This is a genomic window from Emcibacter sp. SYSU 3D8, from assembly GCF_039655875.1.
Taxonomy (GTDB): Bacteria; Pseudomonadota; Alphaproteobacteria; order SMXS01; family SMXS01; genus RI-34.
Map to the genome: position 1 here is coordinate 906248 of NZ_JBBYXK010000002.1, position 13126 is coordinate 919373.

13 protein-coding genes are annotated in these 13126 nt (G+C 62.5%); 9 read left to right on the forward strand and 4 right to left on the reverse strand.

Annotation, left to right across the window (positions count from 1 at the left end; genetic code table 11):
- The first annotated feature begins 45 nt into the window (after nt 1-45).
- From WJU21_RS10350 to WJU21_RS10370, 5 genes are read left to right on the forward strand one after another with little or no spacing between them, the layout of a single operon-like run.
- Entirely contained in the window at nt 46-753 is a 708-nt protein-coding gene (locus WJU21_RS10350; protein WP_346323331.1) for a DUF6134 family protein, read from the forward strand.
- Nucleotides 754-811: 58 nt separating this feature from the next.
- Entirely contained in the window at nt 812-2230 is a 1419-nt protein-coding gene (locus tag WJU21_RS10355) for a deoxyribodipyrimidine photo-lyase (RefSeq protein ID WP_346323332.1), read from the forward strand.
- Between the two features lie 18 nt (nt 2231-2248).
- A complete protein-coding gene (locus WJU21_RS10360) occupies nt 2249-3604 on the forward strand; it encodes an FAD-dependent oxidoreductase (protein WP_346323333.1) in 1356 nt (451 codons plus the stop codon).
- Nucleotides 3605-3611: 7 nt separating this feature from the next.
- Nucleotides 3612-4409 carry a DUF1365 domain-containing protein gene (locus tag WJU21_RS10365; protein ID WP_346323334.1) on the forward strand — a complete coding sequence of 266 codons (798 nt, stop codon included), beginning with the start codon at nt 3612-3614 and terminating at the stop codon, nt 4407-4409.
- Nucleotides 4381-5658 (forward strand): cyclopropane-fatty-acyl-phospholipid synthase family protein, encoded by a 1278-nt coding sequence (locus WJU21_RS10370; protein WP_346323335.1) that lies wholly within the window; start codon nt 4381-4383, stop codon nt 5656-5658. The genes WJU21_RS10365 and WJU21_RS10370 overlap by 29 nt, the downstream gene beginning before the upstream one ends.
- Before the next feature lie 14 nt (nt 5659-5672).
- Here the strand turns inward: WJU21_RS10370 and WJU21_RS10375 are convergent, their stop codons facing one another.
- The gene (locus tag WJU21_RS10375) at nt 5673-6323 is read right to left on the reverse strand and encodes a ChrR family anti-sigma-E factor (protein ID WP_346323336.1); all 651 of its coding nucleotides are present in this window, start codon (nt 6321-6323) and stop codon (nt 5673-5675) included.
- On the reverse strand, nt 6320-6895 hold the full coding sequence (locus tag WJU21_RS10380; protein WP_346323337.1) for a sigma-70 family RNA polymerase sigma factor: 576 nt from the start codon (nt 6893-6895) through the stop codon (nt 6320-6322). The genes WJU21_RS10375 and WJU21_RS10380 overlap by 4 nt, the downstream gene beginning before the upstream one ends.
- A 176-nt stretch (nt 6896-7071) precedes the next feature.
- Here WJU21_RS10380 and WJU21_RS10385 point away from each other — a divergent pair, with 176 nt between their 5' ends.
- Nucleotides 7072-8289, forward strand: coding sequence for a mechanosensitive ion channel family protein (locus WJU21_RS10385; RefSeq protein WP_346323338.1), 1218 nt, complete (start codon nt 7072-7074; stop codon nt 8287-8289).
- On the opposite strand, the gene WJU21_RS10390 is transcribed toward WJU21_RS10385, so the two are convergent.
- Nucleotides 8290-9585 (reverse strand): dipeptidase, encoded by a 1296-nt coding sequence (locus tag WJU21_RS10390; protein WP_346323339.1) that lies wholly within the window; start codon nt 9583-9585, stop codon nt 8290-8292.
- Between the two features lie 102 nt (nt 9586-9687).
- Here WJU21_RS10390 and WJU21_RS10395 point away from each other — a divergent pair, with 102 nt between their 5' ends.
- Genes WJU21_RS10395 through WJU21_RS10405 form a run of 3 tightly spaced genes read left to right on the forward strand, consistent with a single transcriptional unit; the run spans nt 9688 to nt 12553 of the window.
- Entirely contained in the window at nt 9688-10101 is a 414-nt protein-coding gene (locus tag WJU21_RS10395) for a hypothetical protein (protein WP_346323340.1), read from the forward strand.
- Nucleotides 10102-10125: 24 nt separating this feature from the next.
- A complete protein-coding gene (locus WJU21_RS10400; RefSeq protein WP_346323341.1) occupies nt 10126-10707 on the forward strand; it encodes an NADP-dependent oxidoreductase in 582 nt (193 codons plus the stop codon).
- A 58-nt stretch (nt 10708-10765) separates the two neighbouring features.
- Nucleotides 10766-12553: an NACHT domain-containing protein gene (locus WJU21_RS10405; protein ID WP_346323342.1), complete on the forward strand. Its 1788-nt coding sequence runs from the start codon at nt 10766-10768 to the stop codon at nt 12551-12553.
- 13 nt (nt 12554-12566) lie between these two features.
- On the opposite strand, the gene WJU21_RS10410 is transcribed toward WJU21_RS10405, so the two are convergent.
- Nucleotides 12567-13091 carry a pyridoxamine 5'-phosphate oxidase family protein gene (locus WJU21_RS10410; RefSeq protein ID WP_346323343.1) on the reverse strand — a complete coding sequence of 175 codons (525 nt, stop codon included), beginning with the start codon at nt 13089-13091 and terminating at the stop codon, nt 12567-12569.
- Nucleotides 13092-13126: the final 35 nt, after the last annotated feature.

The window sequence follows — 13126 nt, forward strand, 5'->3', positions numbered from 1 at the left end:
AACCCGTTCACGAGAGCGAGTGTTTAAGCTTCTGGAGAGAACCGGATGCGCTTGAGAACCTCGATCGCGACCACCCTGATCGCCGCCACCATGGCGGTGGCCGCGCCGTCGACAACCGCGAATCTCGGTCCCGCCACCGCCGGAGCGGGCGTCCCACAGCACGGCAAGATCGAGTTCGCGGTGTTCCGCAAGGGCACGCAGATCGGCACCCACAAGATCGGGTTCCAGGCAAAGGGCGGCCGGTTGCAGGTCGAGGTCGACGCCGACCTGAAGGTCCAGATGCTGTTCGTGACCGTCTACCGCTATCGCCACGAGGCGACCGAACATTGGGCGGGAGACCGCATGGTCGCCTTCGAGAGCGCGACCAAGCAGAACGGCAAGCAATGGGTGGTCGATGCCCATGTGGCGGGCGAAGACAAGCTCCTGGTGAAAACCAACGACCAGCAGCGGATGCTGCCCGACACCCTGCCGCCGACCAGTTACTGGAAGCCGGACATGATGGCCACGTCGCGCTGGTTCAACACCCAGTACGGCTCGCCGATCGACGTCAATATTGCGCCGATGGGGATCGAGCAGGTGGAATCGGTAGGGGCGACCGTCACCGCGCACCGCTACAAGGTTACCGGCGTCGTCGCCGAGACAGGCAAACCGATCGATCTGGACCTGTGGTACGGCGAGAACGGCGAACTGGTGAAGATGCAGTTCATTGCCGTCGCCGACGGTTCGCTCATCGATTTCAGCCGCACCAGCTAGCATATCCCGTTCTTTCCATGATCCGCGGCCAACCGGGCTGCGTACATGGTTCATGCCGATGTCCTCGCCCCTCATTGTCCTGTTCCGCTCGGACCTGCGCCTCGCCGACCATCCGGCGCTCGCCATGGCGGCGCGGAGCGGCAGGCCGGTCATCCCGGTCTTCGTGTTCGACACCGGCAACCGGCATGCCATGCCGGGCGCCGCTGGCCGGTGGTGGCTGCACCACAGCCTGCAAAATCTTTCCGCGGCGCTGGAGCGCCTGGGCTCGCGGCTGATCCTGCGGCGGGGAAATGCCAGCCGCATCCTGCCCGACCTGATCCGGGAAACTGGCGCGGGCGGCGTTCTGGCAAGCCAATCCCACGAACCCCGGCAACGCGCGGTGGAGCGACTGGCGGCCAGCCGCGGCGCGGCCCTCAAGCTTTATGCCGGCAATCACCTGTTCGAGCCCGGATCCGTCGTCACCGGCGCAGGCGGCCCGTACAGGATATTCACGCCGTTTCACAAGGCATGCCTGGCCGCCGAGCCGCCGGCACGCCCCATCGCCGCGCCCGACCGGCTGGCCACGCCGGCGGCGTGGCCGGTCAGCGAGACGCTTGAGGCGTGGGGGCTCAGGGCGCTGGATCCTGACCGGGCCGGCGGCCTGGGCCAGACCTGGCAGCCGGGCGAGACCGGGGCGACCGCCCGCCTGGAGACCTTTCTCGACAGCGCGGCCGCCGCCTATGACGGCGCGCGGGACATGCCGGCCCGCGACGGCACGTCGATGCTGTCACCGCATCTGCATTTTGGCGAGATCAGCGCGCGGCAGGTATGGGACGCGGCGATCCATCATCCCGATGCGGGCTCGGGCGGCATGGCCGCCTTCCTGCGCCAGTTGGTCTGGCGCGATTTCGCCTGCCACCTGATGCACCATTTTCCCGATATCACCCATCGGCCGCTGAGACCCGAATTCGAGGCGTTCCCGTGGGACCACGACGAGTCAGCGTTGCGGGCATGGCAGCGCGGCACGACCGGCTATCCCATCGTCGATGCCGCAATGCGGCAATTATGGCGGACCGGATGGATGCACAACCGGACCCGCATGGTCGCGGCATCCTTCCTGGTCAAGGATCTGCGCCTGGACTGGCGGCTCGGCGCCCAGTGGTTCCTTGAGACACTGGTTGACGCCGACGCCGCCAGCAATTCGTGTGGCTGGCAATGGGTTGCTGGCTGTGGTACTGATGCTGCTCCATATTTTCGGGTATTCAACCCGGCGCTGCAGGCGCGAAAGTTCGATCCTGAGGGGCGTTACGTGCGTCGCTGGATACCGGAACTGGCCGAAGTTCCGAACCAGTATGTCGCAGCGCCCTGGACAATGACGCCCGGTTGCCGGGAAGCGATGGGTTTGAGGCTTGGGCAGTCTTATCCGAATCGTATCGTTGACCATGCCGAGGCGCGTAAAAGGGCGCTGGCCGCGTTTGGCCGGATGACCGGCCAATGACTGTTTGAATTGAGACATATGACAACCACGGGCCAGCTACTCAACATCATCCCTATCAAGCAGGCGTCGCCTTTGGCGCCGCAGCGCATCGCCGTGATCGGCTCCGGCGCCGCGGGCCTGGGCGCCGCGTGGGCGTTGTCGAAGCATCATCGGGTGACGCTCTACGAGGCCGACCGCAGGCTTGGCGGCCACAGCCACACCATGACGGCGCCAACCGCAGTGGGCGACGTGCCGGTCGACACCGGGTTCATCGTCTATAACGAGGTGAACTACCCGAACCTGGTCTCCATGTTCGCCCATCTGGGCGTCGAAACCTCGGGCAGCGACATGTCCTTCGCCGTGTCGATCCGCGACGGCCAGCTTGAATATTCCGGCACCGGCATGGCGGGCCTGTTCGCCCAGCGGCGCAACGTGGCACGGCCCATGTACTGGCGCATGGTGTGGGACGTGTTGCGCTTCTACCGAGAAATGCCGCTGCTGCTGGAGCGCGAGGACCTGGAAAGCATCACCTTGGGCAAGCTGCTCGATCGCCAGGGCTATTCGAAATATTTCCGGTTCAACCATCTGTATCCGATGGCCGCCGCCATCTGGTCCATGCCGGTCCACAAGATCGAGGAATTCCCGGCGGCCACCTTCATCCGATTCTACCAGCAGCACGGCCTGCTGACCGTGACGGGCCGGCCGCGCTGGCGGACGGTCACCGGCGGTAGCCAGGCCTATGTGCGGACCATCATCGACGACTTCGGCGGCGATATCCGCTCCGGCCAGCCGGTGCGCACGGTCACGCGCGAGGCGGCGGGCGTGCGGGTCAAGACCGATGCCGACGAGGGCGTCATCTATGACCAGGTGGTGATTGCCGCCCATGCCGACCAGGCCTATGCCATGCTTCCGGCGCCGACCGAACTGGAGCGCGCCGTGCTGGGCAAGTTCGACTATGAGAAGAACGCCGTCATTCTGCATGGGGACAGCACGCTGATGCCCCGCAGGCGGGAGGTCTGGTCGAGCTGGAACTATCTGTCGAGCGGCGCCGAGGACGTGGAAGGCAGGCTGTCGGTCACGTACTGGATGAACCGGCTGCAGGGGCTCGATGCGCGGGTGCCGCTGTTCGTCACCCTGAACCCGTTGCACCAGCCAAGCGACGACGCGGTGATCGCCCGCCTGACCTACGACCATCCGTCGTTCGACGGCAAGGCGCTGGCCGCCCAGAAGCGGCTGCCCGAGGTCCAGGGCGCCGACCGGATCTGGTATTGCGGCAGCTATTTCGGATACGGCTTCCACGAGGACGCCTTCACCTCCGGCCTCAACGTCGCACTGGCGCTTGGGGCCGAGCTGCCCTGGCTCGCCGACCGGCTTGCGGCCGCGGCGGTGGCCTGAGCCGGTCATGCACTCGGCACTTTACGAAGCGACGGTAATGCACCACCGCGTGCGGCCGTTCCGTCATCGCTTCACCTACCGCGTGTTCTCCCTCCTGCTCGATCTGGACGAGATCGGCGCCCTGGGCCGCAAGCTCCGGCTGTTTTCCCATAACAGGTTCAATCTGTTCAGTTTCCGGGACCGGGATTTCGGTGACGGCGGAGATACGCGGGCCTGGGTCGAGCGGCTGCTGACCAGCAAGGGCCACGATTTTCCGGTGGGCCGGATCCAGCTGCTTTGTTTCCCGCGGGTGCTGGGCTACGTGTTCAATCCGTTGAGCGTCTATTACATACGCGACACGCACGGCGTGCTGCGCGCCGTGCTCTACGAGGTCACCAACACGTACAGGGACCGGCATTCCTATCTGCTGCCGGCGACCGGCGACGGCCGCATCATCCGCCAGGAATGCGACAAGAACCTCTATGTCTCGCCGTTCATCGGCATGGACGCCCGCTATCATTTCAAGCTGTCCGAGCCGGGCGATGCGCTGGCCGTCGCCATCCGCGAGGAGACGCCGGAAGGCAGCGTGCTGTTCGCCGCCCTGTCAGGGGTGCGCAAGCCGTTAAGTGATGGCATACTGGCGCGAATGTTTATCCGGCATCCGTTGATGACGCTCAAGGTTATCGGCGGTATCCACTGGGAGGCATTGAAGCTGTGGCGCAAGGGCGCGCGGGTGTTTCGTCATCCGGCACCGCCCGATACGGAGGTTTCAGGCGAACAGGTGGCGGGGGATACTCATGAACCACTCTATGCCGTCGGAAGGTAGCTCCACCGGGCGCATCGCCGCCAAGGGGCTTGGCTTGCCGCGCACGGCGCTGGGGGGACTGGCCCGGATGATCACCCGCGCCGGCGAAGCCCAGCTCTTCGCGTTTATCGATCGTAACCTGGAAGCCGGGACGCTTACCGTGGCGGGGCCATCGGGAGAGTGCCGCACGTTCCGCGGCGCAGCGCCGGGGCCCGAGGCCGATGTGACCTTCCGCGACTGGAACGCGCTCAAGCGCCTGTTTGGCGAAGGCAGCGTGGGCTTTGCCGAATCCTATATTGCCGGCCACTGGGACACCGCGGACCTTGCGGCACTGATCGAGCTGGCGGCGCGCAACCGACTGGGTTCGCGGCGCGAGATTCAGGGCCACAAGCTGTCGCTGGCGCTGCAGCGGCTTGCCCATTCGGTGCGGCCCAATTCGCGCAAGGGCAGCCGCCGCAACATCGCCGCCCATTACGATCTGGGCAACGAGTTCTACACGTCGTGGCTCGACGACACGGTGACCTATTCGTCGGCCGTGTTCCCGACCGAGGACACGTCGCTCGAGGAAGGCCAGCGTCACAAATATCGCCGCCTGCTCGACATGATCGACCCCAAGCCGGGCGAGCGCCTGCTGGAGATCGGCTGCGGCTGGGGCGGCTTCGCAGAATTCGCGGCCCGGGAACGCGGCGTCGACGTCACCTCCATCACCATCTCGCGCGAGCAGCACCGCTATGCCAGCGAGCGCATCCAGCGCGCGGGCCTGGGCAACCAGGTCTCGGTCCAGCTCGTCGATTACCGCGACGTCCAGGGCAAGTTCGACCATCTGGCGTCGATCGAGATGTTCGAGGCGGTGGGTGAGAAATACTGGCCGGCGTTCTTCGACAAGGTAGCGCAGACCGTGCGTCCCGGTGGCCGCGCCGCGCTGCAGGTGATCACCATTCGCGACGATGTCTACGAATCATACCGGCGCCGGCCCGATTTCATCCAGACCCACATCTTCCCGGGCGGCATGCTGCCGTCGATCAAGGTGTTCCGCGAGCAGGTCGGCCGCGCCGGCCTGAAGGTGCTGAACGAGGCGTTCTACGCCGAGCATTACGCCCGTACCCTGCGACTCTGGCGCGAGCGGTTCGAATGCGCCGCCGAAGGCCTGCGGTTCGATGGCCTTGACGACCGGTTCCGCCGGCTGTGGCGCTATTACCTGGCATATTGCGAGGGGGGATTCAGGGCCCGGACCATCGACGTCATGCAGGTTGCGCTGACGCGGGACTAAACACCCAGGTTGGCCTAGAATTTCATCCGGGGATTGATGAACCGCCCGATCAGGCCGGTGAAATGCAGTGGTGCGCTCACCACGCCCAGGCACAGGCAATCCTCGCCCCGGTCGGCGACCGGCCTGTGCCGCACCGTATCGTCGCAGATCTGCATGGCGCCGGGCCCGTAGCGGCCCGTCTCGTCGTGGAACGAGCCGGCCAGCACCACCGTCAATTCGGTTCCCTCATGGGTGTGGCGCAGCACGCCGTGGCCGCCTCTGACCTGCAGCAGCGTTGCCCGGTAGCGCCGGTCCGCAAGCGGCAGCACCGCCTCGCGCACATTCTTGCCCCATTGCTGCCAGCGCAGACCTTCAAGGCCCCGGGGCGCATAGCGCCATAACGGCGGCGGCAGCAGGCGGCGGGTTTCCTCGTCCGGTGCAGGCTCGGACAGGACCGGCCTGCCAGCGTCGTGATCCAGCCGGCCGAGAGTCGCGGCCAGCAATGACTCGGACACCGGTTCCGCGTCCGCATCGGCGAACAGCGCGCCGCCGGTCGCCTCGAGCAGCCGCATGTCGGCACGGGCGGCGGGGTCAATGGCGAGCTTGGCGGCGACGGCCAGCGCCGGACCTTCCGGCATCGCGCCGCTCGCATAATCCAGCAACAGCATGTCCAGGTCGGCGTTCACGGCATGTGCTCCGCCACCATGCCGCGCAGCCGGGTAAGCGCCAGCCTGATGCGCGACTTGACGGTGCCCAGCGGCAAGCCCAGCTCGACGGAGATGACGCTGTGCGGCTTGTCCTCGAAAAATGCGAGCTGCAGTACCTGGCGCTGTTCGGCGGGCAGGCGGGCGATCGAGCCGCGCAGGTCGGCCGAGGCCTGCTCCAGCGCCAGCCGGGCGTCCGCCGGCGCCTCCGGCTCGACCGGGAAGGCGTCCAGCGGGTCGATCTCGGGCCGCACCTGCCGCCGCAGCATGTCGATACGCTTGTTGCGGGCGATGGTGAATATCCAGGTCGACAGCGCGGCGCGGGCCGGGTCGTATTGTTCGGCCTTGTTCCAAACCGTGATCATGGCTTCCTGGACGATTTCCTCGGCGGTCTCGGGGTCGGCGCCGCCGCGCAGCATGAAGGACTTCAGCCGGGGCGCGAAATGGCTGAAAAGCGCGATGAAGGCCCCGCGATCGCGGCGGCGCGCAATGTCGGATACCAGCGCCTCGAGGCGCCTCGATTCTTCGGGGGACGTCACAACCCGTCGCTGCATGCCTCCCGCTCTTCCTGCGCGCCGCCACGATGCGGCCGCGGGCATTATGGTAGTGATCATCGCCTGTTCTGTCATCTTTACCCCTTCCGGAGTACTCTCCTACGCGCGGGGTGGCCCTTCGGATCAACGGCACCGTTCCAGGGCCGCCGGCGTTATCACCCCTCGATCTGATACGCATGAAAAGGCAGGGCATGGACCGGGTGAACGACTTCTGGACGCTGACCGTGGAGGTTTGGACTCACGGCTTGTTGGGCACGACCGTGGGCGACATCCTGATCGCCATCGGCATCGTGCTGGTCGCCGTCGTCGTGCGGCGGCTGTTCTCCCACATCGTGGTCGTCAACCTGAAGAAGGCGACGGCCCGCACCCGCAACCAGTTCGACGATGCCGCGGTCGATGCGATCGCACCGCCGCTGCGGCTGGTGCCGGTGATCCTGGGGCTCTACCTGGCGTTCCGCTATCTGGAGCCGGCGCCCGAATATTGGGTGACGCTGGAATTGATTATCCGGTCGATGGTCGCCTTCGCCATCTTCTGGGCGATCTACCGCGCCATCGCCCCCATGAGCCAGGCGTTCATGCCGATGCAGGCGGTGCTCGGCGCGGCGACGATCGACTGGATGGTAAAGGCGGTGCGTGTCGTCATCGCCTTCATCGGTATCGCCATCGTGCTGGAGATGTGGGGCATCAAGGTGGGGCCGCTGCTGGCCGGTCTTGGCCTGTTCGGCGTCGCCATCGCCCTCGGAGCCCAGGATCTGTTCAAGAACCTGATCGCCGGCATCGCCATCCTGACCGAACGCCGCTTCGCCAAGGGCGAGGCGGTCAGGGTCGACGGCGTGGTCGAGGGCTCGGTCGAGGCGATCGGGTTCCGCTCGACCTTTATCCGCACCTGGGACCGGATACCCGTCTATGTGCCGAACACCCAGATGGCCGACAACGCCGTCAGCAATCTCAGCCGCCGGTCCTATCACCGGGTCAACTGGCTGGTCGGCCTCGAATACCGCACCACCGGCGCCCAGTTGCGCCAGATCCGCGAGGAGATCGAGGCCTATATCCTGTCGTCCGGCCTGTTCTCGACGCCGCCCGAGAACGGCGTCGTGGTCCGCATCGACGCGTTCAATGCCTCCAGCATCGACATGCTCGTCCAGTGCTTCTCGACAACGCCGGAACTCGACGTGTTCCGCGCCGCCAAGGAACAGCTGCTGCTCGCCATCAAGGACATCGTCGAGAATGCCGGCTCGGGCTTCGCGTTTCCCAGCCAGTCGCTGTATGTGGAGAAGGGCGCGCTGGCCGGCGACGAGGACGGCGGCGGTGATGATGGCGGCGGCGGCGGCAAGAATGACGCGCCGGTCGCCCTCACGGCGGTGCCGCCCGCCGGCGGCGGCGCGTCTGGCTGACTATCTGGCCGCGGCTTCCGCCGCGCGCCACACCCGCAGCAGGTTGCCGCTCCACAATTTGCCGATGTCCGCTTCCGAATAGCCGCGCCGGACCAGTTCGGCGGTGACGTTGCCGGTTTCGGACGCGTCCTCCCAGCCGCCGATGCCGCCGCCGCCGCCGAAGTCCGAGGCGATGCCCACATGCTCGATGCCGACGAGCGTCACGGCATGGTCGATATGGTCGGCGAGATCGCTGACCGTGGCACGGCCATATTGCGCGTGCAGGTCGCGCAGCCGCGCCATGTAGGTGTTGCGCTGCTCGTCGGTGATCGCCTTCCAGGCGGCGGCGGTGGTCAGGCCCAGATCCTTGCGCAGCGCCTCGAGGGCCGCCGCCTTTTCGGGTCTGGGCGCGCGCAGATAGGAGTCGAACGCCACCACCTGCACCACGCCGCCCTTCGCCGCCAGCGCCTTCAGGGCCTTGTCGCTCAGGTTGCGCGGGATGTCATGGACGCCGCGCAGCGCCGAATGGGAGGCGATGACCGGCGCGCGTGACGCCTCGACCGCCTGCAGGGTGGTCGCCTCCGAACTGTGCGAGACGTCGACCATCACACCCAGCCGGTTCATCTCGGCGATGGCCGCGCGTCCCATGCCGGTCAGGCCGCCGTGGATTTCCATGGATGGCCGGTCGAGCTTGCCGCGAAAATTGGCGCTGTCGGCCAGGTGATTGTCGCCCGAATGGGTCAGCGACATGTAGCGGGCGCCGCGCGCATGGAATTCGGCGATTTTCGAGATGTCCGGCCCGGCCGAATAGAGGTTCTCCACGCCGATGCATGACGCCAGCTTGCCCGAGCGGACAATGCGCTCGACGTCGTCGGGCGACAGCGCCATCTCGATCCGGTCCGGATATTGTTCGGCCTGCCGGTGGATAGCCTCGAACTTGGCCACCGCCTGCTTGTAGGCATCGGCGTAACCCACGGGCGATTCATGTCCCTGGCCCACATAGACGATGAAGAACCCGGCATCGAGCTTGCCTTCGGCCATCTTGGGCAGGTCCACCTGCAGGTCGCCCTTCACGCCGGGATCGTGCTTTGGCGTGGCGTAGCCGCCGGGGATGTCGATATGGGTGTCGATGGTCAGGATGCGGGCATGGATGTCGGCGGCGTCATCGGCCAAAGCGGGGACGGGCAGGATTGCCTGGCCCCACAGCAGCGCCGCGGCAACCCGCAAGGCAGTGCCGCCGCGCCGGCCGTGGCCGAGATGCCGCGCCGCGCCGCCTCTTTCACCGTGTCGTTTCTTGACGGCTGTCGCTTGTTCCATGGTGTCTGGCCCCGCTGTGTCCCGGGCCACGCTAGCCGCGCCTCCTGTGTTTCGCAACCGCGCCCCATGCTAAGCTGGGTCCAGCAGGAGAATGGGGACCCCATGATTGGTAACACCAACCGCAACTGGGTGCTGGCCCGCCGGCCCGACGGCGATGATTTCGAGAGCGCCCTGGAGTTCCACCAGCACGGCAACATTCCGCAATTGCGCGACGGCCAGGTGCTGGTCAAGGCGCTCTATCTGTCCATGGACGCGGGAACCCGCATGTGGATGGGGCCGCGCCAGGACGCCTACCAGCCGCCGGTGCCCATCGGCGCGCCCATGGCCGGCATGATGATCGGCGAGGTGGTGGAGTCCAGGCGCACGGACTTCGCCGTCGGCGACCGGTTGCGCACCTTCGGCCACTGGGCCGATTATTCGGTGGCCGACGAGAATTCCGGCCTGTTCCAGAAGCTGCCGGTGGAGCCGGACATCGACCTGCCGGCCTATCTGGCCATGGGCGGCCCCAATGGCTGAACCGCCTATGCGGGCATCGTCGACGTGGGCAAGGCGAAAAAGGGCGAGACGGTCGTGGTCTCGGCGGCGGCGGGCGCCACCGGTTCGCTGGCCGGACAGGTGGCGCGCAATCTGGGCTGCCGGGTGATCGGCCTGACCAGCCGCGAGGAAAAGTGCCGCTGGCTGACCGAGGAGCTGGGGTTCGATCACGCCATCAACTACCGCCAGCAGAACCTGTCCCACGAACTGAACGTGCTGTGCCCGGACGGGGTCGACGTCTATTTCGACAATGTGGGCGGGCAGGTGCTGGACACCATCATGGGCCACATGGCCATGTATGCCCGCATCGCCATCTGCGGCCTGGTGTCGCAATATGCCGACACGGAAAAGAAACCCGGCCCCAGCAATTTCGACCAGCTGCTGATGAAACGCGCCACGGTGCAGGGCTTCTTCTCGCCCGACTTCTTCGGCCAGTGCGGCGAGATCGAGCAGCAGCTGATGGACTGGCACCGCGCCGGCAAGTTCACCTACAATCTGGAACTGGTCGACGGCCTGGAGAATACGCTTGCCGCCTATCACCGCCTGTTCGACGGCTCGAACATGGGCAAGGTGATGGTGAGGGTGTAGATATTGAAAGCACGGACCGCCTGTGAGATATTGAGACGGATACTACGGGAGGAGAAAAATGGTTGCTGAAGTATTTATCGCACAAATAGTAGGTCGAAATCTGGGCCGATTAATTGATTTGGGAAAAGGAATAATAAAAGGCACATCAGAACAGATAAGATTTAGATTAAAGTCTGCGTACGAGGCGTATTTATTAAATTCCTCAGAAAAGATAGGAAAATCAAAGTCCTTTACGAACCGGGATATTGCCGTAGACATATATCAGTTTTACGTTGATCTGGATGTCAGGTGCGGCGGTTCAGTTATAAAGAGTTGTTCGGCGTCGGATATAGTTTCTATCTCACGGAGAGTAGTTATTTGCGCAACAGGAGGAGCGGGAAAGTCGATTTTTGTTAAACATCTATTTATGACTGCCCTCGCAGCAGACGGTAAAGTGCCGGTGCTAATTGAGCTAAGGCGAATAAATGAAACAAAAGAGACGCTAATTGATGCGATAGTTGCATCTTTAATTAATAACGGATTTGATTTGCCCAGAGAGTATATATTAAAAGGTCTAGATGAGGGGCATTTTATAGTATTTTTAGATGGATATGACGAGTTATCACACGAAATGAAACCACACATTGCCTTTGAATTACATGATTTTTCCGCTAGAAATAGAAAGTGCAATATTATAGTAACCTCACGCCCTGATGACGGTTTTAGCGGATGGTCAGATTACCATGTGGCGCATCTGCAAGCGCTTTCTCAAGACGCGGCCATAGAGTTAATTAGAAAGCTGGGCGCAGATAAGGAGATAACAGAAAGATTTATTGGTGCATTAAAATCAGGAGTATTTAATAGCCACGCATCATTTCTATCAATACCTCTATTATTAATAATAATGTTCTTAACGTATGGGGATAATGCAGAGATACCCAAGAAATTGAGTTTATTTTATAGTAAAGCTTATGTAGCGCTTTTTCAGCAGCATGATGCTTTCAAGGGATCTTTCATGCGCGACAGAAGAACTAATCTCGACATACAAGATTTTTCCAAAATATTTTCAGCCTTTAGCTTGTTGACGTATGATAAGAGATCTTTAACATTTGATAGAATGGAGGCGATATCCGACGTAGAAAAATGCACTAAATTAACTGGTATTACAGTCCGTGCTGATGATTTTATTTCTGATGCTTTACAGGCGGTATGTCTGCTGATGGAGGATGGTAGTCATCTTATATTTTCGCATAGATCATTCCAAGAATATTTTGTCGCATTGTTCGTTGCCAACGCGCTGCCACATGTTCAAGAGAAAATTGTAGAGCGCTTATGGAGCAATGCGTGGGGCGATGGAGTGATTCCGCTACTGTATGAGATTAATCAGGATATTACGGAGGCTAAGATTCTAATTCCATGGCTTCGCGCATTTGTTTCCAACAATAATATTGTTGATTCAGTAGAAAGAGGCGATTTTATCAATTTTTTACGAAGGAATGTTATAACTATATCTGGAACAACAAAGGGTACATCTCGTATATCTTCTCGCACTAACCGAGATATGGCGCTCGTTATAATTCTGCATAATATTGGCGTAGCGCAATTCAGCAGATGGGGCTCCCAGTCTCTCGATGTAGAAGAAGAAAATAGATATCTACATAAGTTATTCAATAGAGAGGACGATAAGCCGGTTTCTTATTCTTTTGATGCCCCCAATCTTCCCGAAGAACTATATGACTACCTCGATTGGAGGCGCGAAATCCCCACGCTATCCGTTTCAATGTTGCAAGAATTGCGGGCCTATCTTGCTGCGCTCGAAGAAAAGCATGCAAAGATGGAGCGTACTTTGGACGATCTGCTATCCTAGGCATCTTTGTGCTCTAGCTCGGCCCGATCTCCCGGCCCGCCGCCACGGCCTCCTCGGTCGCCTTGCGCATCTTCTGGCCGTCATAGCCGATGCGCTTCACCGGGGTCACCTTCAGCACGCGGCGGTTCGGCGTGTCGTTCAGCTTCACGAACAGCTTCTGGGCCTCCTCGTCGCCGCCGCGCAGGCGCTTGGCGAGTAGCGGCAGGAACCAGTCGATGGTGGCCTGGTCCTTGAACACCTCGCAGGTGCCCTTGTAGGTCAGCGCCCGGCTGGCGAGCGTGCTGGTGCCCTTGCTGGTGATGGCGATGGACACGCGCGGATCGCGCTCGACGGCCTGCACCCGCACGCGCAGCGACGACACCGACAGCCAGAAACAGCCCTTCTCGAAGATGTAGGACATGATCACGCCGACGGGCCAGCCTTCCTTGGTCGACCACATGAAGGTGCACTCGTTCTGCGCCGCGATCAGCTCGGCCTCGGCCTGCTCGTCGAGGGTGTAGCCGCCGACATAGTCGTAGTTGAAAGGCTTCTCGGTCATGGTGTCTCTCCCCTTGTCTGGCGAGAGTGTAACGG